This window comes from Lentzea sp. NPDC102401 (assembly GCF_044765805.1).
Taxonomy (GTDB): Bacteria; Actinomycetota; Actinomycetes; order Mycobacteriales; family Pseudonocardiaceae; genus Lentzea; species Lentzea sokolovensis.
Window position 1 is genome coordinate 333,202 of record NZ_JBIWKS010000002.1, and the last position, 26,873, is coordinate 360,074.

The 26,873-nt window shown below is 70.4% G+C and carries 1 protein-coding gene; it reads left to right on the top strand.

Annotation, left to right across the window (positions count from 1 at the left end):
• Positions 1 to 77: 77 nt before the first annotated feature.
• A complete protein-coding gene (locus tag ACIRG5_RS07500; protein ID WP_402901662.1) occupies positions 78 to 26,810 on the top strand; it encodes a type I polyketide synthase in 26,733 nt (8,910 codons plus the stop codon).
• The last annotated feature ends 63 nt before the right edge of the window (positions 26,811 to 26,873 follow it).

The following is a 26,873-nucleotide window of genomic DNA, read 5'->3' on the forward strand; positions in this document are numbered from 1 at the left end:
CTGTCCGTTTCTAGGGGTATGCCAGGCGCCCGGACGCGAGGATTCCTGACAGGTCGCGTCTCGAGATGGGTTGAGGGATGGACAACGAACAGAAGCTCCGGGACTACCTCCGCCGGGCAAGCACGGACCTTCAGCGCACCAAGAGGCGCCTGCAGGACATCGAGGCTGCCGCGGCGGAACCGATCGCCGTGGTCGGCATCGGCTGTCGTTTCCCCGGCGGGGTGCGCGGTCCCGAAGATCTGTGGCGGATGGTCGTCAACGGAGAACACGGCATCCGTGCCTTCCCCGACGACCGCGGCTGGGATCCCGAGATGCTCGCCCTGTCGTCGAGCGACCAGGGTGGTTTCCTCGAGGGAGCGGGCGAGTTCGACGCCGACTTCTTCGGCATCTCACCCCGCGAGGCCCTCGGCATGAACCCGCAGCAGCGCGTGCTGCTGGAGGTCACCTGGGAGGCCCTGGAACGCGCGGGCATCGACCCGCACGCGTTGAAGGGCACGCAGACCGCGGTCTTCGCGGGCGCGATGAACCAGGACTACCAGCTCGGCCCCGGCGAGGGCGGCGAGGGCATGGTCCTGCTCGGCTCCTCGAACTCGGTCATCTCGGGTCGCATCTCCTACACCCTCGGCTTCGTCGGCCCGTCCGTCACCCTGGACACGGCCTGCTCTTCTTCTTTGGTGGCAATGCACCTGGCGATGCAGTCCCTGCGCGCCGGTGAGTCCACTCTGGCCTTGGCCGGCGGCGTCACCGTCATGGCGAACCCGGCGACCTTCGTGGAGTTCTCGCGCCAGGGCGGCCTGTCCTCGGACGGCCGCTGCCGCTCGTTCGCCGACGCGGCCGACGGCACGGGCTGGTCCGAGGGCGTCGGCATGCTCGTGCTGGAACGCCTCTCCGACGCACGCGCGAACGGCCACGAGGTGCTGGCCGTCCTGCGCGGTTCGGCCGTCAACCAGGACGGCGCCTCCAACGGCCTGACCGCCCCGAACGGCCCGTCGCAGCAGCGAGTCATCAAGTCCGCGCTGGTGAACGCCCGCCTGACCAGTGACCAGATCGACGTGGTCGAGGCACACGGCACCGGCACCGTCCTGGGCGACCCGGTGGAGGCCCAGGCACTTCTGGCCACCTACGGCCGCAACCGCTCGCCCGAACAGCCCCTGCTGCTGGGTTCGGTGAAGTCGAACATCAGCCACACCCAGGCCGCGGCGGGCGTGGCCGGTGTGATCAAGATGATCATGGCTATCCGGGCGGGCGTCGTGCCCCAGACGCTGGGCGTCGACGCGCCTTCCACCCACGTCGACTGGGAGGCCGGCGCCGTTCAGCTGGTCACCTCGAACACCCCGTGGCCTTCCACCGGTCAGCCGCGCCGTGCGGCCGTGTCGTCGTTCGGCCTGTCCGGCACCAACGCGCACACGATCATCGAGGAAGCGCCCGCCCAGGAATTGTCAGACCTCCCTGAGATGATTGGGATGGGGGGTGGATCCCCCCAGGGGGCCGGTGAATCCGTATCGATTCCGAACAGGGCCGCCGCGTCTGACCAGGCCGAAGCCCTGCCGGTGGCGAGCGCGGGCGCCGTGCCGTTCCTCGTGTCGGGCCGGTCGCGTGATGCCCTGCGGGAACAGGCCGAGCGCCTGCTCGCCGTCGCCGGCGCCGACCCTCTCGACCTCGCCTACTCCCTCGCCACCACCCGCGCCTCGTTCGACCATCGCGCCGCGATCGTCGGCGACCTCCGCACCGGCCTCGAAGCCCTGCTCAACGGCACCCCCGCCCCCGGCCTGATCCAGGGCACCGCCGCCCGAGCCAAACAGGCCTTCCTGTTCACCGGCCAGGGCGCCCAGCGCCTGAACATGGGCCGCGACCTGCACGCCCGCTTCCCGGTCTTCGCCGAGGCGTTCGACGAGGTCCTGAACCACCTGGACCCGGACCTCCAAGCCGTCATCTGGGGCGACGACGAGGAAGCCCTCGACCAGACCCGCCACACCCAGCCCGCGCTGTTCGCCGTCGAGGTCGCCCTCTACCGCCTCGCCGAGTCCTGGGGCCTGAAGCCGGACTTCGTCGCCGGCCACTCCATCGGCGAGATCGCCGCCGCCCACATCGCCGGCGTGTTCAGCCTCGAAGACGCGGCCAAGCTGGTCCAGGCCCGCGCACAGCTCATGCAGAACCTCCCGGCCGGCGGCGTGATGATCGCCGTCCAGGCCACCGAGGACGAGGTCACCCCGCACCTGACCACGAACGTCTCCATCGCCGCCATCAACGGCCCTACGAGCATCGTCATCGCGGGCACCGAAGCGGAAACCCGCGAAGTCGCCAAGCACTTCGAAGACCGCAAGACCAAGCAACTGCACGTCTCCCACGCGTTCCACTCGCCGCTGATGGAGCCGATGCTCGACGAGTTCCGCGAAGCGATCGCGGACATCACCTTCGAAGCGCCGATCATCCCGCTGATCTCCCACCTCACCGGTGAACAGGCCCGCGTCGAGCAGATCACCACCGCCGACTACTGGGTCTCTCACGTTCGCGAGACCGTGAGATTCGCCGACGGCATCAGCTGGCTGAAAACCCACGGCGTCACCCAGTTCCTGGAGATCGGCCCCGACGGCGTCCTGTCCGCGCTGGTCGAAGAAGGCGCCATCCCGTTGCTGCGCAAGGGCCGTGACGAGATCGAGGCCATCACCACGGCGTTGGCGGGCCTGCACGTCCGCGGCACCAAGGTCGACTGGAACGCCTACTTCGCGCAGACGAACACGAAACGCGTCGACCTGCCGACGTACGCGTTCCAGGCGAAGCGCTACTGGCCCAAGGGCGGCGGCGGTTTCCACGACCCGCGCGCCGCCGGACTCGGTGCCGCACAACACCCGCTGCTCACCGCCACCGTCTCGTTCGCCGACCAGGACGGCGCGCTGCTCACCGGCCGCCTGACCCGGCAGACCCACCCGTGGCTGGTCGATCACGCCGTGCGCGGCGCGGTCCTGTTGCCCGGCACGGCCTACCTGGAACTGGCGATCCGCGCCGGTGACGAGGTCGGCTGCGACCGCGTCGAGGAACTGACGCTGACCGCGCCGTTGCTCGTCCCCGAACGCGGCGGCGTCCAGGTGCAGCTGTGGATCGGCAACGCCGACGCGAACGGCCGCCGCACCGTCAAGATCTACTCGCGCGCGGAGGGTTCCGACGACGAACCGTGGACGCAGCACGCGATCGGTCTGCTCGGCGCGCCCGCACGCGAACTCTCCTTCGACACCGCGGTGTGGCCGCCCGCCGGCACCACCGCGATCGACACCGAAGGCTGCTACGAGAACTTCGCCACGATGGGCTTCGAGTACGGGCCCGTCTTCCAGGGACTGAAGGCGGCCTGGCGCGGCGAGGACGGCGTCGTCTACGCCGAGGTCGCGCTGCCGGAGGGCGTCGACCCGGCCGGATTCGGGCTGCACCCGGCACTGCTGGACGCCGCCCTGCACGCCGCGATCATCTCCGGTGAGGGCGAGGCCGGGCTGCCGTTCTCGTGGGAGGGCGTGTCGCTTCACGCGACCGGCGCCTCCTCGCTGCGCGTCCGCCTGACCCGTTCCGGCGACAACGCCTACGCCATCGCCGCCGTCGACGGTGCCGGCGCACCGGTCGCGTCCGTCGACTCCCTCGTGGTGCGGCCGGTCGCGGTGCAGTCCTCCGTGGACCGCGACTCGCTGTTCAAGGTCGACTGGGTGCCGGTGACGGTGCCCGCGGCCGACGCGGACGCTGACGTCCTGATCGTTCCCCTGCAAGGGGATGAGGACGTCGTCGCGTCGGTCCACGAACTGACGGAGCGCGTTCTCGGCCTTCTGCAGGAAGAGCGCGACGAACGCATCGTGTTCGTGACGAGCAGCTCGGACCTCGCGTCCGCCGCGGTCTGGGGCATGGTGCGTTCGGCGCAGTCCGAGTCGCCGGGCCGCTTCTCGTTGATCGAGCTGGACGGCACGGAAGCCTCCCAGGCCGCTCTCGCCGCGGCCGCCGGATCCGACGAGCCGCAGCTGGCGTTGCGCGACGGTGAGATCTACGCGCCGCGCCTGGCCCGCGCCGAGATCGAGGAAACGCCGATCGACTGGGGCCGGCAGGTCCTGATCACCGGCGGCACGGGCGGCCTGGGCAAGGTCATCGCCCGGCACCTGGTCGCCGAGCACGGCGTCCAGAACCTCCTGCTGGTCAGCCGCCGCGGCACAGGCGACGTCTCGGACCTGGAAGCGTTGGGCGCCACTGTCTCCGTCGTGGCCTGCGATGTCGCAGATCCTGAGGCACTCGCTGCTCTCGTTGCGGCGCACGAGATCTCGTCGGTCGTGCACAGTGCGGGCGTGCTGGACGACGGCGTGATCTCGTCGCTGACCCCGGAGCGCCTGCACACGGTGCTGCGCCCCAAGGTCGATGCCGCCTGGAACCTGGCGCAGGCGCTGCCGGACGTGCCGCTGGTGCTGTTCTCGTCGCTCGCGGGCACCTGGGGCACGGCCGGCCAGGCGAACTACGCCGCCGGCAACCACTTCCTCGACGCGCTCGCGGAGCACCGCCCGAACACCGTCTCGCTGGCGTGGGGCGCGTGGGCCGTCGAGGGCATGCTGTCCGACGCGGACGCCGAACGCATGACACGCACCGGAATGCCGCCGCTCACCGTGGAGCAGGGTCTCAGCCTGTTCGATCGCGGTGTCACCTCCTCGGTGCCGGCGCTGGTGCCGGCACGCCTGGACCTGGCGACGTTGCGGCAACGCGGCGAAGTGCCGCCGCTGCTGCGCGGCCTGATCCGGATGCGCACGCGCCGCGCCGCTTCGGGTTCGGAGACCGCGGACACGTTGATCCGCCGCCTGTCGGTGCTGGGCGCGGAGGAACGGTCGGACGCCGTGCTGGAGCTCGTTCGCGGCCAGGTCGCGGCCGTGCTCGGCCACGCCTCCGGTGACGAGATCGAGCCGTCCCGCCAGTTCCAGGACCTGGGCTTCGACTCGCTGACCGCCGTCGAGCTGCGCAACCAGCTGACCGCGGTGACAGGCCTGCGCCTGCCCGCGACGATGGTGTTCGACTACCCGACGCCCGACGCCCTGTCCGCCCACCTGCTGGACGAGCTGTTCGCCGGCGACACGGATGTCGTTGTGCCGGAACAGGTGCGCGCCGCCGCCTCGGACGATCCGATCGTCATCGTCGGCATGGGCTGCCGCTATCCGGACGGCATCGGCTCGGCCGACGACCTGTGGCGGATGGTGTCCGAGGGCGGCGACGCCGTGTCGGGCCTGCCGTCGAACCGCGGCTGGGACCTCGAGAACCTCTACCACCCCGACCCCGACCACCCCGGCACGACGTACTCGCGCTCCGGTGGCTTCCTGCACGACGCGGGCGAGTTCGACGCCGGTTTCTTCGGCATGTCCCCGCGTGAGGCTCTCGGCACGGACTCGCAGCAGCGCATCCTGCTCGAGGTCGTGTGGGAGGCGATCGAACACGCCGGGATCGACCCAGTCTCGTTGCGCGGTACGCAGACCGGCGTGTTCGCGGGCGTCATGTACAACGACTACGGTGCGCGTCTGGCCGGTGGTGACTTCGAGGGCTTCCAGGGCTCCGGTACGTCACCGTCCATTGTGTCCGGCCGGGTCTCCTACACCCTCGGCCTGGAAGGTCCCGCGGTCACCGTCGACACCGCGTGTTCGTCGTCGCTGGTCGCGATGCACTGGGCGATGCAGGCCCTGCGCGCGGGGGAGTGCTCGCTGGCGCTGGCCGGTGGCGTGACGGTCATGTCGACGCCGACGGCGCTGGTCGAGTTCTCCCGGCAGCGCGGTCTGTCGCCGGACGGCCGCTGCAAGGCGTTCTCCGACTCGGCCGACGGCGTCGGCTGGTCCGAGGGCGCCGGTGTCGTTGTGCTGGAACGACTTTCCGATGCCGTGCGCAACGGACACCCCGTACTCGCTGTTGTACGAGGATCGGCCGTGAACCAGGACGGCGCCTCGAACGGCCTGATGGCGCCGAACGGCCCCGCTCAGCAGCGCGTGATCCGCGCCGCACTGGCGAACGCGGGCCTGGCAACGTCCGATGTGGACGTCGTCGAGGCGCACGGCACCGGCACGACCCTGGGCGACCCGATCGAGGCGCAGGCCCTGCTGGCCACCTACGGCCAGAACCGCTCGGAACCCCTGCTGCTCGGCTCGGTGAAGTCGAACATGGGCCACACGCAGGCCGCCGCGGGTGTCGCGGGCGTGATCAAGATGGTGCAGGCGATGCGTCACGGCGTGCTGCCGCAGACCCTCCACGTCACCACGGCCTCCTCACACGTCGATTGGACCGAGGGTGCCGTCGAACTGCTGACCTCGTCGCGTTCGTGGCCTGCCGTGGAACGCCCGCGCCGTGCCGGTGTCTCGTCGTTCGGCATCTCGGGCACCAACGCGCACGTCATCATCGAGCAGCCGCCAGCCGTTGAGGTCACGCCGTCCGAGCCTTCCTCGGTCGTCGTGCCGGTGGTGTTGTCCGGCCGCACTCGCCGTGCCGTGCGAGGACAGGCCGCGCGTCTGCGTTCCTACGTCGAGTCCTCTGACGTTTCGTTGCACGACTTGGCTTTCTCGCTGGCGACGACGCGTTCGGCGTTCGAGCAGCGGGCCGCTGTGGTGGCTTCTGATCGTGAGTCGCTGCTGCGGGCCTTGGGCGCGCTGGCGACGGAGAACCCCGACGCCGCCGTGATCGAAGGCGAGGTCGTGCCGGGCAAGGTGGCGTTCCTGTTCTCCGGACAGGGATCGCAGCGCCTGGGCATGGGTCGTGAACTCCACGCCCGCTACCCGGTGTTCGCCGCCGCACTGGACGAGGTGCTCGACCGGCTTCCCGTTCGTGACGTGATGTGGGGTTCCTCCGAGGAGGACCTGCGGCAGACCGGCAACGCCCAGCTCGCCCTGTTCGCCTTCGAGGTCGCGCTGTTCCGGCTCGTGCGGTCGTGGGGCGTGAAGGTCAACGCCGTGGTCGGCCACTCGATCGGCGAGGTCGCCGCCGCGCACGTCGCCGGTGTTCTGTCGCTGGACGACGCCTGCACCCTCGTGTCGGCCCGCGCCCGCCTGATGCAGGCGTTGCCGACCGGTGGCGCGATGGTGGCGCTTCAAGCGACGGAAGCCGAGATCGCCCCGCTGCTGACGTCCGGTGTCTCGATCGCCGCGATCAACGGCCCGGAATCCGTGACGATCGCCGGCGTGGACGACGAGGTTCGTAGGATTGTTGAACGATTCCACGAGCGCAAGTCCAAGCAGCTCGACGTCTCGCACGCCTTCCACTCGCCGCTGATGGAGCCGATGCTCGACGAGTTCCGCCAGGTCGTCGAGGGCCTTTCGTTCAACAATCCGACGATCCCTCTGTTCACTGGTGGGATTGTTCAACAATCCGACTACTGGGTGCGCCACGTCCGCGAGGCCGTCCGCTTCCACGACGCGGTCGAGGCGGCCCGCGACGCCGGCGTGACGACGTTCGTGGAGATCGGTCCGGAGGGCGCGCTGTCGGCGCTCGTCGACGGCTCGATCCCGGTGCTGCGCAAGGACCGTTCGGAAGCGGCGTCGGTCGCGCTGGCCCTGGGACGGCTGTACGCGTCGGGCGTGTCCGTGGACTGGAAGACCTTCTTCGGCCCGGCACAACGGGTGTCGCTGCCGACCTACGCGTTCCAGCACGAGTACTACTGGCCGCTCGGCTCCACCGCCCCGGCCGTGACCGACACGGACGCGGATCCGGCCGACGCCAAGCTGTGGGCGGCCATCGAACGCGGCGACGCCCGCGAACTCGCGGCACTGCTCAGGCTGGGCGAGGAGCAGAGCGCGTCGCTGGACTCCCTGATCCCGGCACTGTCGTCGTGGCGCGCGGGCAACCAGGAGAAGTCGCTGCTCGACTCGTGGCGCTACCGCGTGCTGTGGGCACCGGTCCGCGTCACGGGCACGCCGGTCCTGTCCGGTCACATCGCCGTGCTGACGACCCCGGCCGTCGACGCCGAGCCCTACCGCGCCGCCCTCGCCGCGCACGGCGCCGAGGTCACGGTCGTCACCTCGCTCGCCGACGTGCCCGAGTGCGATCTGATCGTGTCGCTGGTGGCGCTGGACGAGTCGCCCTCGGACGTCCTCACGACCGGCCTGGAGCAGTCGGTCCTGCTGGTCAAGTCCGTCGGGACGCCGATCTGGACGGTGACGTCCGGCGCGGTCGCCGCCGAGACCTCCGACGAGGTGCGGTCCGCGGCGCAGGCCGCGGTCTGGGGCTTCGGCCGCGCCGCCGCACTCGAACTCCCGCAGCGCTGGGCCGGTCTGATCGACATGCCCGCGGCGCCCGACGAGAACGCGTTGCGCCGCTTCGTGTCCTGCGTCGCCGGTCTCGACGGCGAGGACCAGTTGGCTGTCCGCTCGTCCGGTGTCCTGGGACGCCGGCTCGCACATCGCCCCGTTGACGCGCTGCCGTCCGACTACACCGCGCACGGCACCGTGCTGATCACCGGCGGCACCGGTGGGCTCGGCGCCACGACCGCGAAGTGGCTGGCGGAGCGCGGCGTTCAGAACCTCGTGCTCACGTCCCGTCGTGGCATGGACGCTCCCGGCGCCGCCGAACTCAAGGCAGCCCTGGAGGAACTCGGACCGCGCGTGTCCATTGTGGCCTGTGACGTCGCCGACCGCGACGCCCTGGCTGCGGTCGTCAACGACATCCCGGATCTGTCCGGTGTCGTGCACACCGCCGGTGCCGCGCAGCACGCCCCGCTCGAACTGACCGAGTTGCCGGAATTTGCGAACGTTTTGTCCGCCAAGGTGACCGGTGCGGCGAACCTCGACGCGCTGGTCGGCGAGGTCGACTTCTTCGTGTTGTTCGGCTCGATCGCCGGCGTGTGGGGCAGTGGCGGCCAGGCCGCCTACGGTGCCGCGAACGCCTACTGCGACGCACTCGCCGAAGCCCGCCGCGCCCGTGGTCTGCGCGCGACGTCGATCGCGTGGGGCCCGTGGGCCGAGGTCGGCATGGCCACGCACGAGGCGATGTCCGACAACCTGGCGCGCCGCGGTCTCACGTTCCTGAAGCCCGACCAGGCCGTCGTGGAACTGAACCGCGCCGTGATGCACGACGACACCTGCGTCACCGTCGTGGACATCAACTGGGACACCTACTTCCCGCTGTTCACCTCGGTCCGCCCCGCGCCGCTGCTGTCCGACCTGCCCGAGGTCAAGGCCCTCGCGGTCGTCGAGGAGGTCAAGCGCGACGACTCGGAGTTCGCGAAGAACCTCCGTTCACTGTCCGAAGAGGATCAGAAACGCAAGCTCGTCGAACTCGTGCGCGCCGAAGCGGCCGCGACGCTCGGCCACAGCTCGGTCGAGGAGGTGGGGGAGAACCGCGCTTTCCGCGACATCGGCTTCGACTCGCTGACCGCCGTCGAGCTGCGCAAGAAGCTGTCCGACGCCACCGGTCTGCCGCTGCCCGCGACCCTCGTCTTCGACTACCCGACCCCGCTCGTGCTCGCCGACCACCTGCTGGCCGAACTCCTCGGCTCGGCGGAGGAGGCGCTGACCTACACGGCGAACGTCGACTCGGACGAGCCGATCGCGATCGTCGGCATGAGCTGCCGCTTCCCCGGCGACGCGAACACCCCGGAGGCGTTCTGGGAGATGGTGCTCGCCGGCACCGACGCGATCACGGAGTTCCCGGCGGACCGCGGCTTCGACATGGCGCAGATGTACGACCCGGACCCGGACCGCCCCGGCACCACCTACACCACCGCCGGCGGCTACCTGCCGGACGCGGGCGACTTCGACCCGGCGTTCTTCGGCATCTCGCCCCGCGAGGCCACCGGCATGGACCCGCAGCAGCGTCTCCTGCTCGAAACCACCTGGGAGGCCGTCGAACGCGCGGGCATCGACCCGGCGGCGTTGCGCGGCAAGAAGGTCGGCGCGTTCATCGGCTCCTCCTACATCGAGTACGGCGGCGGTGACGGCGGCTCCGAGGGCTACCAGGTCACCGGCAGTTCGCCGTCGGTGCTGTCGGGCCGCGTCGCCTACGTGTTCGGCTTCGAAGGCCCGGCCGTCACCGTCGACACCGCCTGCTCTTCCTCTTTGGTGGCAATGCATCTGGCGTGCCAGTCGCTCCGCACGGGCGAGTCGGCGTTCGCCGTCGCCGGTGGCGCGACGATCATGCCGAACCCGAAGCCGCTGATCGCGTTCTCCCGCCAGCGCGCTCTCGCGAAGGACGGCCGCTGCAAGTCGTTCTCCGACACCGCGGACGGCATGACCCTGTCCGAGGGCATCGGCATGCTCCTGCTGATGCGCCAGTCCGACGCTCTCGCCGCCGGGCACCGCGTCCTGGCCGTGATCCGCGGTTCGGCAGTGAACCAGGACGGCGCCTCGAACGGCCTGTCCGCCCCGAACGGCCCGTCGCAGCAGCGCGTCATCATGCAGGCCCTCGCCAACGCCAGCGTGACCACAGCGGACATCGATGCCCTGGACGCGCACGGCACCGGCACATCTTTGGGCGACCCGATCGAGGCGCAGGCCCTGTTCAACACCTACGGCCGCGACCGCGACGCCGACCGCCCGCTGCTCCTGGGTTCGGTGAAGTCGAACATCGGCCACACCCAGTCCGCCGCCGGTGTCGCGTCCGTCATCAAGATGGTCATGGCGCTGCGGCACGGCGTCCTGCCCCGCACGTTGCACGCCGCCGAACCGTCCACGCACGTCGACTGGAGCCCCGGCACCATCTCGCTGCTGCAGGACACGACGGCATGGCCCGAGACCGGCCGCGCCCGCCGCTGCGCCGTCTCGTCGTTCGGCATCTCCGGCACGAACGCGCACGTGATCTTGGAATCCCCGAGTACGCCGGAATTGTCAGACCTGCCTGAGATGATTGGGATGGGGGGTGGTTCCCCCCAGGGGGCCGGTCAATCGGAATCGATTCCGCCGAACGGAGCAATGTCGCAGTCGGGCGCAGCGGTGCCGTGGCTCGTGTCCGCCAAGTCCGACTCCGCCCTGCGCGCACAACTCGAAGGCATCCGCGCGGTCGACGCCGACGCGGCCGACATCGCGTACAGCCTGAGCCTGCGCCCCCACTTCGACCACCGCGCCGTCCTGATCGACGGCACCGACACCAGGGGCATCGCCGACCTGGAGCGCAAGGTCGCGTTCATCTTCCCCGGCCAGGGCTCGCAATGGGTCGGCATGGGCGCGCAGCTCCTCGACGAGTCGCCGATCTTCGCCGCCCGCATGGCCGAGTGCGCCGCCGCCCTGCAACCCCACCTCGACTGGAACCTCCTCGACGTCCTCCGCAACGCGGGCAGCCTCGACCGCGTCGACGTCGTCCAGCCCGCGAGCTGGGCGATGATGGTGTCGCTCGCCGAGGTCTGGAAGCACCACGGCGTCACCCCGGACGCCGTCATCGGCCACTCCCAGGGTGAGATCGCCGCGGCAGCGGTCAGCGGGGCACTGAGCCTCGAGGACGCCGCCAGGGTCGTCGCCCTGCGCAGCCAGGCCATCGGCCGCGTCATGTCGGGCCGCGGCAGCATCGTGTCCATCGGTCTGTCGGCAGCCGAAGTACTGCCACACCTCGAAGAATGGGGCGACCGCCTCAGCCTCGCCGCCACCAACGGCCCGCGCGGCGTCGCCGTCTCGGGCGACCTGGAGGCGCTGGACGCGTTGTGCGGCAAGCTGGTCGAGCAGGGCGTGCGAGTCCGCCGCATCGAGGTCGACTACGCCTCGCACTCGGCCCAGGTCGAGGACATCCGCGAGGACGTCCTCAACGACCTCGCCACCATCACCCCGCTCACCCCGCACACGAAGTTCCTCTCCACGGTCACCGGCGAGTGGAACGACGCGAACACCGACGCCGAGTACTGGTTCACGAACCTCCGCCAGACCGTGCACCTCCACGAAGCCGTCGAGCAGCTGATCGGCACAGGACACCAGGTGTTCGTGGAGGTCAGCTCGCACCCGGTCCTCACGCCGGGCGTCCAGGACGCGCTCGAAGGCAAGCGCGGCGTCGTCACCGGCACGCTGCGCCGCGACATCGGCGGCCTGCAGCGCGTCCTGCAGTCACTGGCGGAGGTCTGGGTCCGCGGCTACCCCGTCAAGTGGCACCTCGACGGCACCCGCGTCGACCTGCCCACCTACCCGTTCCAGCACGAACGGTTCTGGATCGGCCCGCCGCAGCACCCCGTCGCGGCACCCGGCTCGGACCCGGCCGACTCCGCGTTCTGGCAGGCCGTCGAACAGTCCGACCTCGCCACCCTCACCCAGAGCCTGCACCTCGACGAGGCCACCCTCGCCGCCGTCCTGCCCGCCCTGAACACCTGGCGCCAGAGCAGTCGCGATCAGTCCACAACGGACTCCTGGCGCTACCGCACGACGTGGAAGCCGTTGCGCGGACTCGACAACGGCAGGCTCACCGGCACCACGACCGTCATCACCACCGACGCCATCGACGACACCGACGTGGTCACCGCACTCGGTGACGTGCACCGCGTCATCCTCGACGCCGACGACGACCGCGCCTCGATCGCGGCCAAGCTCAGCGAGACGGACCGCGTCGTCTCGCTGCTGCCCACCGACGAACGACCCGGAACCCTCGGCCTGCCAACAGGTCTGCTGCTGACCGTCCACCTGATCAACGCGCTCGGCGACGCCGGGATCAACGCCCCGGTCTGGAACGTCTCCCGCAACGCCCTCTCCACCGGCCGCTCCGACACCGTCGACCACCCGGTGCAGGCGCAGGCGATCGGCATCGGCTGGACCGCCGCGCTGGAGCACCCGCAGCGCTGGGGCGGCTCCCTCGACCTGCCGGAACAGCTCGACCAGCGTGCGGCGCAACGGTTCGTCTCGGCACTGGTCAACGCCGGCGACGAGGACCAGCTCGCGATCCGCGCGTCCGGCACACTCGCCCGCCGCGTCGTCCGAGCCCCGTCCAAGCCCACCGAGAGCGACTGGACCCCGCGCGGCACCACGATCATCACCGGCGGCACCGGAACGCTCGGCCCGCACGTCGCGAGGTTCTTCGCGCACAAGGGCGCCGACCACCTGGTGCTGACCAGCCGTCGCGGCCTCGACGCTCCCGGCGCCCGCGAACTCGTCGCGGAGCTGGAAGAACTCGGCACGCCCACCACGGTCGTCTCCTGCGACATCGCCCAGCGCGACGACGTCGAACGCATGCTGAACGACCTGCGCGCGGAAGGCCGCGAGATCCGTTCGGTCATCCACACCGCCGCGGTGATCGGCCTGCACTCCATCGACGGATCCACTGTGGAGGGTCTGAGCGAGATCCTCGCCGCCAAGGTCGACGGCGCCGCCCACCTGGACGCGCTGCTGACCGAGGACCTCGACGCGTTCGTGCTGTTCTCCTCCATCTCCGGAATGTGGGGCTCAGGCAACCACGCGTCCTATGTGGCCGGTAACGCCTACCTGAACTCGTTGGCCGCCAACCGCCGCGCGCGTGGCCTGCGATGCACCTCGATCTCGTGGGGCATCTGGTCCGACGACATCGGCCTCGGCCGCGTCGACACCGACCAGATCCGGCGCAGCGGCCTGGAGTTCATGAAGGCACGCCTGGCACTCGCCGGTCTGCAGCGCGCGATCGAGGACGACGACACCGAGATCGCCATCGCGAACATCGCGTGGGACCGCTACCACCCGGTCTTCACGGCGATGCGCCCGAGCACGCTCTTCGAAGAACTGCCGGAGGTGCGCGCTCTCGCCGTCGCCGCCGAGCAGGCCACGAGCTCGGACAACGACTTCGCGGCCAAGCTCAGGACCCTGCCGCCCGCCGAACGCGAGCAGCAACTGCTGGAACTCGTCCGCGCCGAAGCCGCGTCCGTGCTGGGCATGGCCTCGACCGACGCGCTGACCGAGCACCGGGCGTTCCGCGAGGTCGGCTTCGACTCGATCACCGCCGTCGACCTGCGCAACAAGCTCGCCGCCGCAACGGGTCTGACGCTGCCGACGACGATGGTGTTCGACCACCCGAGCCCGCTCGCGCTGACCGAGTTCCTGCTCGGCGAACTCCTCGGCGCCGACACCCCGTCCACCGCCCCGGTGATCGCCTCGGCCGCGTCCGACGAGCCGATCGCGATCATCGGCATGGCCTGCCGCTACCCGGGAGGCGTTGCCACACCGGAAGACCTGTGGAACGTCGTGATGAACGGCGTCGACGCGATCTCCGGCTTCCCCGCCGACCGCGGCTGGGACGGCGACTCCCTCTACAACCCCGACCCGGACGCCCCCGGCGGCGCCTACTCGGTGCAGGGCGGCTTCCTGCACGACGTCGCGGACTTCGACCCCGGCTTCTTCGGCATCAGCCCGCGCGAGGCCCTGTCGATGGACCCGCAGCAACGCCTCCTGCTCGAAACCGCCTGGGAGTCCATCGAACGCGCCGGCATCGACCCGCAGTCGCTCAAGGGAACCCTGACCGGCGCCTTCATCGGCGCCTCCTACCAGGACTACTCGGCGGGCGGCTCCGACCAGCCCGGCGACGAGGGCCACATGATCACCGGCACGCTCTCCAGCGTGCTGTCCGGCCGCGTCTCGTACCTGTTCGGCCTCGAAGGCCCCGCCGTCACCCTCGACACGGCCTGCTCCTCTTCGTTGGTGGCACTGCACCTGGCCTGCCAGTCACTGCGCGACGGCGAGTCGTCTCTGGCGCTGGCCGGTGGCGTCTCGGTCATGGCGACGCCCGGCGCGTTCGTCGGCTTCAGCCGGCAGCGCGCCCTGGCTCGCGATGGCCGCTGCAAGGCCTACTCCGACGCCGCCGACGGCATGACCCTCGCCGAGGGCGTGGGCCTGGTGCTGCTGGAGCGGGTGTCCGACGCGGTCCGCAACGGCCACCGCATCCTGGCGGTCGTGCGCGGCTCCGCGGTGAACCAGGACGGCGCCTCCAACGGCCTCACCGCCCCGAACGGCCCGTCACAGCAACGAGTGATCCGCCAGGCCCTGGCCAACGCGCGCCTCGAACCGTCCGAAGTGGACGCGGTCGACGGCCACGGCACCGGCACGGCTCTGGGCGACCCGATTGAGGCCCAGGCCCTGCTCGCCACCTACGGCCAGAACCGCTCGCAACCACTGCTGCTCGGCTCGATGAAGTCGAACATCGGCCACACCCAGATGGCCTCCGGCGTCGCGTCCATCATCAAGATGGTGTTGGCGCTGCGGGCAGGCGTGCTGCCGCGCACCCTCCACGTCGACCAGCCCTCGACGAAGGTCGACTGGTCGTCCGGCTCCATCAAGCTCCTCGCCACCGAGGAGTCGTGGCCGCAGACCGATCACGCGAAGCGCGCCGCCGTCTCGTCGTTCGGCCTCTCCGGAACGAACGCCCACGTGGTGCTCGAAGAAGCCCCGAGCGTTCCGGAATTGTCAGACCTCCCTGAGATGATTGGGATGGGGGGTGTTTCCCCCCAGGGGGTCAGCCAGTCGGAATCGATTCCGCCGAACGGAGCAGTGCCCGTGCTGCTGTCGGCGCGCGCGGACGAGGCCCTCAAGCAGCTCGCGGGTCGCCTCCTCGACGTCGACGCGGACCTCGGAAACCTGGCCGCCTCGCTCGCCACCCAGCGTTCGACGTTCGAGCGGCGTGCCGTCGTCATCGCGAGCGACCGCGACGAGCTGGTGCGCGGCCTGACGGCGTTGCGCGACGATCAGCCTGACAAAGCTGTCGTGCGCGGGCAGACCACGCGCGGCCGCACGGCGTTCCTGTTCACCGGACAGGGTTCGCAGCGGCTCGGCATGGGTCGTGAGCTGTACGAGCGCTACCCGGTGTTCGCCGACGCCCTCGACGCCGTCTGCGCCTACCTCGACGCGGACCTCGACCGCCCGCTGCGCGACGTGATGTGGGGCGAGGACGAGAGCGAGCTCAATCAGACCGGCTACGCCCAGCCCGCGATCTTCGCGGTCGAGGTCGCCCTCTACCGGCTCGTCGAGTCGTGGGGCGTCACCCCGGACTACCTCGCGGGCCACTCCATCGGCGAGATCGCCGCCGCGCACGTCGCGGGCGTCCTCAGCCTGGACGACGCGTGCGCGCTGATCTCCGCCCGTGCCCGTCTCATGCAGGCGCTGCCGACCGGCGGCGCGATGATCGCCGTGCAGGCGACGGAGGGCGACATCACGCCGTTGCTCACCGAGCGCGTCTCGATCGCCGCCGTCAACGGGCCGACCAGCATCGTGATCGCCGGCGACGAGGCTGAAGCCGAGGCGATCGCGGGCCGGTTCGAGAAGACCAAGCGGCTCAAGGTCAGCCACGCGTTCCACTCGCCGCTGATGGAGCCGATGCTCGACGAGTTCCGCGAAGTCGTCGACGGGCTTTCGTTCAACAATCCGACGATCCCGTTGTTGACTGGTGGGATTGTTCACCAATCCGACCACTGGGTCCGGCACGTCCGCGACGCCGTCCGGTTCGCCGACGTCGTCACGCAGCTGGAAACCAAGGGCGTGCGGGCGTTCCTGGAACTCGGCCCGGACGGCGTGCTCACCGGCATGGCCCAGGAGTCGCTCACCGAAGAGGTGGTGCTCGTCCCCGCGCTGCGCCGCGACCGAGACGAGGTCGTCACGCTGCTGACCGCACTCGCGGGCCTGCACGTGCGCGGCACGACCGTCGACTGGCCCGCGTACTTCGCGGGCGCCACGGCCGAGGTCGAGCTGCCGACGTACCCGTTCCAGCACCAGCGGTTCTGGCCGGAGCCCGTCACCGCGACCGCCACCGACGGGGACTTCGTCGACGACGACTTCTGGGCCGCCGTCGAACGCGAGGACTTCACCGCACTGGCGCAGTGGCGTTCACGCAAGCAGCAGTCCACTGTGGACTCCTGGCGCTATGCGGTCACCTGGAAACCGATCACCGCGCAGTCCGCACTCACCGGCCCGTGGCTCGTCATCACCGACCACGACGCGTCCGAACTGATTGGAGCACTGGGCGTCGAGACCGTCACGGTCAACGCCACCACAAGGACAGAACTCGCCGAACAGGTCCGCGGTGACTACGCCGGCGTGCTGTCGCTGCTCGCGATCAACGCCGAGGCCGAGGACGCACTGGTTCGCACTTCCGTTGTCGTGCAGGCACTCGGCGACGCCGGACAGGACGCCCCGCTGTGGGTGGCGACGAGCGGCGCGGTGTCGGCCGGCGGCGGCGAGCCGATCGCGAACCCGGACAGCGCCACGGTCTGGGGCCTCGGCCGCGTCGTCGCGCTGGAGCACCCGACGCGCTGGGGCGGCCTGATCGACCTGCCCGCACAGCTCGACTGGAACACCGCGCGCCGCATCCCCGGCGTGCTGGCCGGTACGGGCGAGGACCAGGTCGCGGTGCGGCCGTCCGGCGTCTACGGCCGCCGCCTCATCCACAGCACCCCGAGCGCGCTGCACCGCGACTACCGGCCGGGCCGCGTGCTCGTCACCGGCGGCACGGGCGCGATCGGCAAGCAGGTCGCGCAGTGGCTGCTCGACCACGACGCCGAACAGGTCGTCCTCGTCAGCCGCACCGGGACCGCGGACTTCGACGACCCGCGCGTGGTCGTCAAGGCCTGCGACGTCGCCGACCGCGACGCACTGGCGGCACTGCTCGCCGAGCACCCGGTCACGTCGGTGTTCCACGCGGCGGGAGTCGTCGAGGACGGCCTCGTCGAGTCGATGGACGCCACGTCGTTCACGAACCTGTTGCGCGCCAAGGTCCACGCGACCCGCAACCTGCACGAGCTCACGGACAACCTCGACGCGTTCGTGCTGTTCGCGTCGACCGCGGGCGTCATCGGCGGCGCGGGCCAGGGCAACTACGCCGCGGCCAACGCCTTCCTCGACACCTTCGCCGAGCACCGCCGCCTGCAGGGACTTCCGGCCACCTCGGTGGCGTGGGGACCGTGGGGCGGGGCCGGAATGGCGGTCGCGGGCGGCGTCGCGGAACGCCTGAAGCGCGGCGGTTTCACGCCGATGGAGCCCGCCCTCGCGTTGCAGGCGCTCCACCAGGCCATCGAACACGGCGACGCGGCCGTGCTGGTCGCCGAGATCGACTGGGAACGATTCCTGCCCGCGCTCGCCGGTCTGCGTCCGGCACCGCTGGTCGGCGACCTGCCTGAGGTCAAACGCTTCCACACCAAGGAAAAGGTCGTCGAGAACGAGCAGCCGCAGTTCCGCAAGGCGCTGGCGGGCCTGTCGAAGGCCGAACGCAACCGCGCCGTGCTGGACCTGGTACGCGGTCAGATCGCCGCGGTTCTGGGCCACGGCAACGCCTCCGACATCGATCCGGACCGCGCGTTCCTCGACCTCGGCTTTGATTCTCTGACAACGCTGGAACTCCGCAACCGCCTGCAGGTCGCGACCGAACTGACGCTGCCCGCGTCGTTGCTCTACGACTACCCGACCCCCTACGACCTGGCGGACTTCCTGCTGGGTGAGGTCGGTGACGTTCCCGCCGAGGTGGTCACGCAGCGGGTCGACGACGACCCGATCGCGATCGTCGGCATCGGCTGCCGCTTCCCCGGCGGTGTGACGTCGCCGGAAGCGTTCTGGGACCTGGTTTCCTCCGGCGGCGACGGCATCAGCTCGTTCCCGGCCGACCGCGGCTGGGACCTGGCCGCGCTGGGCGCCGGTGCGTCGGCGTCGCTGGAAGCCGGCTTCCTGAGCGGGGTCGCGGACTTCGACGCGCACTTCTTCGGCATCTCGCCGCGGGAAGCGCTCGCGATGGACCCGCAGCAACGTCTGGTGCTGGAAACCGCCTGGGAGGCACTGGAACGCACCGGCATCGACCCGCTGTCGTTGAAGGGCAGCGCGACCGGCGTGTTCGTCGGCACCAACGGCCAGGACTACGAGAACGTCCTGCGCCGCTCGCTCGACCCGGACATCCAGGGCTACCTCGCCACCGGCAACACGGCGTCGGTCATGTCCGGACGCCTGTCCTACGTCCTCGGACTAGAAGGACCCGCCGTCACCATCGACACGGCCTGCTCGTCGTCGTTGGTCGCAATGCACTGGGCGATGCGCGCGCTCCGCTCTGGTGAGTGCTCTCTCGCGCTCGCCGGCGGTGTCAGCGTCATGTCGAGCCCCGACTCGTTCGTCGAGTTCACCACCCAGGGCGGACTCGCGCCGGACGGCCGCTGCAAGGCCTTCGCCGACGGCGCCGACGGCACGGCGTGGTCCGAGGGTGCGGGCATCCTCGTGCTGGAACGCCTGTCGGACGCCATCGCTGCCGGTCACGAGGTTCTGGCCATCGTGCGCGGCTCGGCCGTCAACTCCGACGGTGCCTCCAACGGCCTCACCGCCCCGAACGGCCCCTCACAGCAGCGCGTCATCCGGCGCGCTCTCGCGGACGCCGGTCTGTCCGTGAGCGACATCGACGCCGTGGAGGCGCACGGCACCGGCACGACCCTGGGCGACCCGATCGAGGCGCAGGCGCTCCTCGCGACGTTCGCCGACCGCTCCGAGCCGCTCTACCTGGGCTCGGTGAAGTCGAACATCGGCCACTCGCAGGCGGCGGCGGGCGTCGCGGGCGTCATCAAGATGGTCGAGGCGATGCGTCACGGCGTGCTGCCCCGCACGCTCCACGTGGACGCGCCGACCTCGCACGTCGACTGGACGTCGGGCCCGGTCTCGCTGCTCACCGAGAACACGGCCTGGCCTTCCGCCGGCCGCCCGCGTCGCGCCGGAATCTCGGCGTTCGGCCTCTCCGGCACCAACGCCCACGTGATCTTGGAAGCGCCGGCTGCGGGGATCCCCCCAATTTCCAGCGTACCTGCCGAAAACGCAGGTCAGGGCGTCGCGCAGGAATCTGTGGACAACTCCGTGCCTGTGGACAACTCGGCAGTTGTCGATCTTGCCGGCCCGGAGTCGCCGGCCTCTCGTGCGACGATTGGAGTGGGGACTTCGCGTCCCCCCAAGGGGGCTCCCGTCGTTGTTTCGGCGAAGTCCTCCGATGCGCTGCGCGCTCAGATCGACCGCCTCCGCGGGGTCGAGGCCGATGAGCTCGACCTCGCGTTCTCTGCGGCCACGACGCGAGCGCAGTTCGCGCACCGTGCGTTGTTGATCGACGGCGTCGAAGTCACGAGCGGTGTGGCACGCAAGGCGGGCACGACGGCGTTCCTGTTCGCCGGTCAGGGCTCGCAGCGCCTCGGCATGGGGCGTGAGCTGTACGAGCGGTTCGACACGTTCCGGCAGGCCCTCGACGAGGTGCTCGCCCACCTCGACCCGAACCTCAGGAACATCATCTGGGGCGAGGACGGGGAGCGGCTCGACCAGACCGGCACCACGCAGCCCGCACTGTTCGCGATCGAGGTCGCGCTCGCCCGGCTCGTCCAGAGCCTCGGCGTCCTGCCCGACCACGTCGCCGGCCACTCCATCGGCGAGATCGCGGCCGCGCACATCGCCGGCGTGCTGACCCTCGAGGACGCCGCGAAGCTCGTCACCGCCCGCGCCGCGCTCATGCAGGCACTCCCGGCCGGCGGCGCGATGGTCTCCGTCCTCGCCACCGAAGCCGAGGTTCGCAAACAACTCGGCAAGTCCAAGAAGGTGTCGATCGCCGCGGTCAACGGACCGAACAGCGTCGTCATCGCCGGTGACAAGACCGCAGTGGCCAAGATCGCCAGGAAGTTCGAGAAGACCAAGCAGCTCACCGTCAGCCACGCGTTCCACTCGCCGCTGATGGACCCGATGCTGGACGACTTCCGCGCGGCGATCGCAGGCATCACGTTCACCTCGCCCCGCATCCCGATGGCCACCACCGGCGACGTCACGACCGTCGACTACTGGGTGAACCACGTCCGCGACACGGTCCGCTTCCACGACAACGTCCAGAGCCTCGGCAACGTGGACACGTTCGTCGAGATCGGCCCGGACGGCGTGCTCGCCGCGATGGTCGACGGAGCCGTTGCCACGCAACGCAAGGACCGCGACGAGGTCAGCGCGTTCGCTCTCGCCCTCGGCACGCTGCACGTCCGCGGCGCCGAAGTCGACTGGTCGGAGTACTTCGCCGGCACCACCGCGAAGCGCATTCCGCTGCCCACCTACGCGTTCCAGCGCGAACGCTTCTGGCCCACCACGACGCCGAAGTCCGTCACCGACGACTGGCTGTACGAGGTCGTGTGGGAGCAGCAGCAGGTCAGGACCACGACCGAAGGCACCTGGCTCGCGATCGGGGACACCACGGGCTTCGCGGGCGACACCGTCACGGAACTCGTGCCCGGTGACTACGCCGGCGTGATCGCGACGGGCGGCACCAGCCCGTTCGAGATCCTGAACACCCTGGCCGAGAACGACATCACGGCCCCGCTGTGGTGTGTCAGCGACGAACCCGCTGTCTGGGGTGAAGGCCGCGTCGCCGCGCTCGAACAGCCGGAACGCTGGGGCGGCCTGATCCGCGTCGACACCGACACGTGGGCGATTCCGTCGCAGGAACAGGAAGTCGCGTTCCACGACGAAGGCGTGTTCGTGCCACGACTGCGCCGCATCGAGGCCACCGCCCCGTGGGCGCCGACGGGCAAGATCCTGCTCATCGGCGCGGAAGGCCCGATGGGCGAGCAGCTCAGGGCGCTGGAGAACACCACCGACACCCTGACCGACGACGTCACCGCGGTGATCCACCTCGGCGGCGCCGACTCCCTGCGGCAGCTCGACGAGCAGCTGGGCGACCGGGACCTGGAAGCGTTCGTGGTCTTCGGTTCCGTCGCCGGGACCTGGGGTTTCCGCGGCCAGGCCCAGCAGGCCGCGCACAGCGCGATCGTCGAGGACTTCGCGCGGCAGCGGCGAACCCGTGGCCTCAAGGCGACCTCCATCGCGTACTCGCCGTGGGAGGGCACGACCGACCAGAGCATGACCGCACATCTGCGGATGAGCGGCATCCCGGTCCTCGACGCCCCGAACGCCATCGCGGCACTGCACAGCGCGGTCGCGAGTGGACGGACGAACGTCGTCGTCGCGAACGTCGACTGGAGCACGTTCCAGCAGCCCAACAAGCTGTTCAGCGGGTTCGTGCAGGAGAAGGCGGTCGTCGAGCCGGTTCTCAAGCAGGTGATCGAGCGGTTGCCCGAGTACGAACGACACGGCGCCCTGCTGACCCTCGTCCGGGAGAAGGCGGCGTTGGTCCTCGGCCACAACGGGACCGACGCGATCGAGCCGGACGTGCCGTTCCGCGACCTCGGTTTCGACTCCCTCACCGCCGTCGACCTGCGCAACCAGATCCAGACCGAGTCGGGCCTGCAGCTCAGCGCCGCGCTCGTGTTCGACTACCCGACACCGAACGAGCTCGCCGAGCACCTGCTCGCCGAACTCCTCGGCGGCGCGGACGAGGTCGAGTTCGTCACCAGGACCCTGACCGATGACCCGATCGCCATCGTCGGCATGGCCTGCCGCTACCCCGGTGACGTGCGGTCGCCGGAAGACCTGTGGAAGCTGCTGCTCGACGGCGTCGACGCCATCGGGGAGTTCCCCGCCGACCGCGGCTGGGACCTCGCCACCCTCTACAGTGGACAGAGCGTCACCCGCAGCGGCGGTTTCCTCTACGACGTGCCGAACTTCGACCCGGACTTCTTCTCGATCTCGCCGCGGGAAGCGATGGTCATGGACCCGCAGCAGCGCATCGTGCTCGAAACCGCCTGGGAGGCACTGGAACGGGCGGGTGTCGACCCGGCCACGATCCGCGGCAGCGTCACCGGTGTGTTCGTCGGTGGTGGCAGCGGCGAGTACCGGCCGTCGCCCGAGGAGACGGGCCTGGAGTGGCAGACCGCGCAGTCCGCGTCGCTGCTGTCCGGCCGCCTCGCCTACACGTTCGGCCTGCAGGGCCCGACGGTCTCGGTCGACACGGCCTGCTCGTCGTCGCTGGTCTCGCTGCACCTCGCGGCCCAGGCGCTGCGCACGGGGGAGTGCGAGATGGCGCTGGCCGGCGGTGTGTGCGTGATGTCGACGCCGGTCGGGTTCATCGAGTTCAGCGCCCAGGGCGCGCTGTCGGAGGACGGGCGCTGCAAGGCGTTCTCCGACGACGCCGACGGCACGGGCTGGGCAGAGGGCGTCGGCATGCTGGTGCTGGAGCGGCTGTCGGACGCTCAGCGCAACGGCCACGAGGTGCTCGCGGTCGTGCGCGGCTCGGCGATCAACTCCGACGGCGCGTCGAACGGCCTGACCGCCCCGTCCGGACCGGCCCAGCAACGGGTCATCCGGCGGGCGCTGGCCGCGTCGGGACTGCGTCCGTCCGATGTGGACGCGGTGGAGGCGCACGGCACCGGCACGAAGCTCGGCGACCCGATCGAGGCGCAGGCGCTGATCGGCGTCTATGGGCAGGATCGGCCGGCGCCACTGCTGCTGGGCGCGGTCAAGTCGAACATCGGCCACACGCAGGCGGCGTCCGGTGTGGCGGGCGTGATCAAGATGGTGATGGCGATGCGGGCGGGCGAGTTGCCTCGCACCCTGCACGCCGAGACGCCCTCGTCGCACGTCGACTGGACCGCCGGCGCGGTGCAGCTGCTGCAGGAGCGCACGGCGTGGCCCGCGGTCGACCGCGCACGACGCGCCGCTGTGTCGTCGTTCGGCGCCAGCGGCACCAACGCGCACGTGATCTTGGAAGCGCCGGGAGCGTCGGGGATCCCCCTAATTTCCAGCGTACCGGAAGAAAGTGCTGGTCAAGGGGCCGCTCGGCGATCTGTGGACAACTTCGCCGTGCTGCCGGTGCTGGTGTCCGGTCGGACGTCGTCTGCCCTGCGTGACCAGGCCGCGCGCCTGCTCGACGTGGACGCCGACCTGCTCGACATCGCCCGCTCGGCGGCCACCACGCGCGCCTCGTTCGACCAGCGCGCGGTCGTGCTGGCGAGCAGCCGCGACGAGCTGACCGGCGCGCTGGCCGCGCTGGCGTCCGACATCCGCAACCCCCTGGTCGTCCGCGACGAGGTGGCGCGCTCCGGCAAACTCGCGTTCCTGTTCGCCGGTCAGGGCTCGCAGCGGCTCGGCATGGGCCGGGAACTGCACGCCAGGTTCCCGGTGTTCGCGGCGGCGTTCGACGAGGTCCTGAGCCATCTCGACCCCGGCCTGAAGAACATCGTCTGGGGCGACGACCAGGACGCGCTCAACCTCACCGGCACCACGCAGCCCGCGCTGTTCGCCGTCGAGGTCGCGCTGTTCCGCCTCGCCGAGTCGTGGGGCCTCAAGCCGGACTTCCTGGCGGGCCACTCGATCGGCGAGATCGCGGCCGCCCACGTCGCCGGGGTGCTCAGCCTCGAAGACGCCGCGAAGCTCGTGACCGTGCGGTCGGCGCTGATGCAGGCGCTGCCCGAGGGCGGCGCGATGGTCGCGGTCCAGGCCGGCGAGGACGTCGTCCTGCCGCACCTCACCGACGGTGTGGTGATCGCGGCGGTCAACGGCCCCGAGTCGGTCGTGATCGCCGGACCGGAACAAGCCGTTGTCGCGATCGCGGAACGCTGGAAGGCCAAGCGTTTGCGCGTCTCGCACGCCTTCCACTCGCCGCTGATGGACCCGATGCTGGACGAGTTCAGGTCCACTGTGGAGTCACTGACGTTCCAGCAGCCGCGGATTCCCGTGGTGGCGGAAGGCGATGTGACCGACCCCGAGTACTGGGTGCGGCACGTGCGGGAAGCGGTCCGGTTCGCGGACAACATCAGGACCCTCACCGGACGCGGCGTCACCACGTTCGTCGAACTCGGCCCGGACGCCACGCTGTCCGGTCTGGTCGAAGGAATTCCGCTGCTGCGCAAGGACCGCGACGAGGAGCAGTCGATCGTCGGCGCACTCGCCCGCCTGCACACCCGCGGCGTGAAGGTCGACTGGGCCGGCTTCTTCGGCACCCAAGGCCGCAAGATCACGCTGCCGACCTACGCGTTCCAGCACCAGCGTTTCTGGCCTTCGACCATGGTCGGCTCCGCGAAGCCCGCCGCACCGGCGAGCGACGACACGGCGTTCTGGGCCGCGGTCGAGGGTGAGGACTTCGGGTCGTTGCAGAACGTCCTGAGCGTCGACACCGACGCGCTGTCGCAGGTGCTGCCCGCGCTGCTCGACTGGCGCAAGCAGCGCACCGACCACGCGCTCGTCGACAGCTGGCGGCACCGGATCACCTGGAAGTCGTTGGACACCAACAGGTCCGGTGAGCTGACCGGCACGTGGCTGGCAGTGACGACGGGTGCCGACGAGTGGAGCGACGCGGTCATCGACTCGCTCGGCGTGAGCGTGGTGCGGATCGACGTCACCGCGCCGGACCGCGAGGCCATCGCGGACGAACTGCGCTCGCTGGGCACGTCGTTCACCGGTGTGCTGTCGCTGCTCGGACGCGCGGACGCCGGTGAGGGCAGCGCGCCCGCCGGTGTGCTGCTGACCGCCGCGCTGATCCAGGCACTCGGCGACGCGGGTATCAACGCGCCGCTGTGGTGCGCGACCCGTGACGGAGCCGCCGTCAACGGAACGGCTCTCGAGGATCTGACGCAGGCCGCGATCCACGGCCTCGGCCGGGTCGTCACGCTGGAACACCCCGAACGCTGGGGCGGCCTGGTCGACCTGCCCTCCGTCATCGACGACAGGGTCGCGAACGGGCTCACGTCCGTCCTTTCCGGACTCGACGGCGAGGATCAGGTCGCGGTGCGGGCCAACGGGTTGTCCGGCCGGCGACTGGTCGCCGCACCGGCGCCTGTGCCGGCACAGGAGTGGCAGCCACGCGGCACGGTCCTGATCACCGGTGGTACCGGTGCGCTCGGAGGCCACGTCGCCCGGATGCTCGCCCAGAACGGCGCCGAGCACCTGGTTCTGGTCAGCCGCAGCGGCCTGAACGCGCCGGGTGCCGACGAGTTGCGTTCGGAACTCGTCGGCCTGGGTGTCGACGTCACGATCGCCGCGTGCGACGTGGCCGACCGGAAGTCGTTGCGGGCAGTGCTTTCCGCGCTCCCGCAGCCGTTGACGGGCGTCGTGCACACCGCCGGCATCATCGACGACGGTGTGCTGGACAAGATGACGCCGGAACGGTTCGAGGCGGTGTTCCGCAGCAAGGTCACCTCGGCACTGCTGCTGGACGAACTGACGGCTGACCTCGACGCGTTCGTGCTGTTCTCCTCCGCGTCGTCGTCGGTCGGCAGCCCCGGCCAGTCGAACTACGCGGCGGCCAACGCGATGCTCGACGCGCTCGCGGATCGCCGGCGGGGCCAGGGGCTCGCGGCGACGTCGATCGCGTGGGGTGCGTGGGGTGGCGGAGGAATGGCCGACACCGAAGATGCGCTGGCCAACGCCAAACGAGCCGGTATCGCCTCGATGGACCCGGTGCTGGCGTGTGTCGCTCTGCGGCAGCTCGTCGGCGAGGGCCTGTCCACGGCGGTTGTGGCGGCGGTCGACAAGGGCAGGTTCTCCGGTGGGTTCAGGCCGAACCCGCTGCTGCGCGAACTGGCCACCGAGGCCGCGGTCGAAGCCCCGGTCGCCGAGGGCGCGTTCCGCGAGAAGCTGCTGGCGTTGCCCGCGGCGAAGCGGCACGACGAGGTGCTGGAGCTGGTGCGGACACGGGCGGCGGAGGTGCTCGGACAGGCCGACGTCGATGCCGTGCGCCCCGATCGGCCGTTCCGCGACCTCGGGTTCGACTCTCTCGCGGTGGTGGAGCTGCGCAACCAGCTCAACGCCGCCACGGGCCTGGCGCTGGCGTCGACTCTCGTGTTCGACCACCCGTCACCGGAGGAGCTCGCGACGCACGTGCTGACCGAGCTGATCCCGGATGCCGCCGCGGTGGACACCGAGGAGTCGGAGATCCGCGGCCTGCTGGCACGGGTACCGCTCACCCAACTGCGCGAGATCGGCGTGCTGGAGCCGTTGCTGCAGCTCATCGGCAAGGGAACAGCTCAGTCTGACGAGGACATCGACGAGATGAGCGTCGACGACCTCATTCAGGCCGCGCTGGACGGCCACACCGACTGATCCGGGACTCCGGGCGGCCGGTCACTTCCCCGGAGGTGACCGGCCGCCGGTTTTTCTGAGGAA

Coding starts and splice junctions, on each gene's coding strand:
- ACIRG5_RS07500 (WP_402901662.1), top strand. CDS start 78: ATGGACAACGAACAGAAGCTCCGGGACTACCTCCGCCGGGCAAGCACG.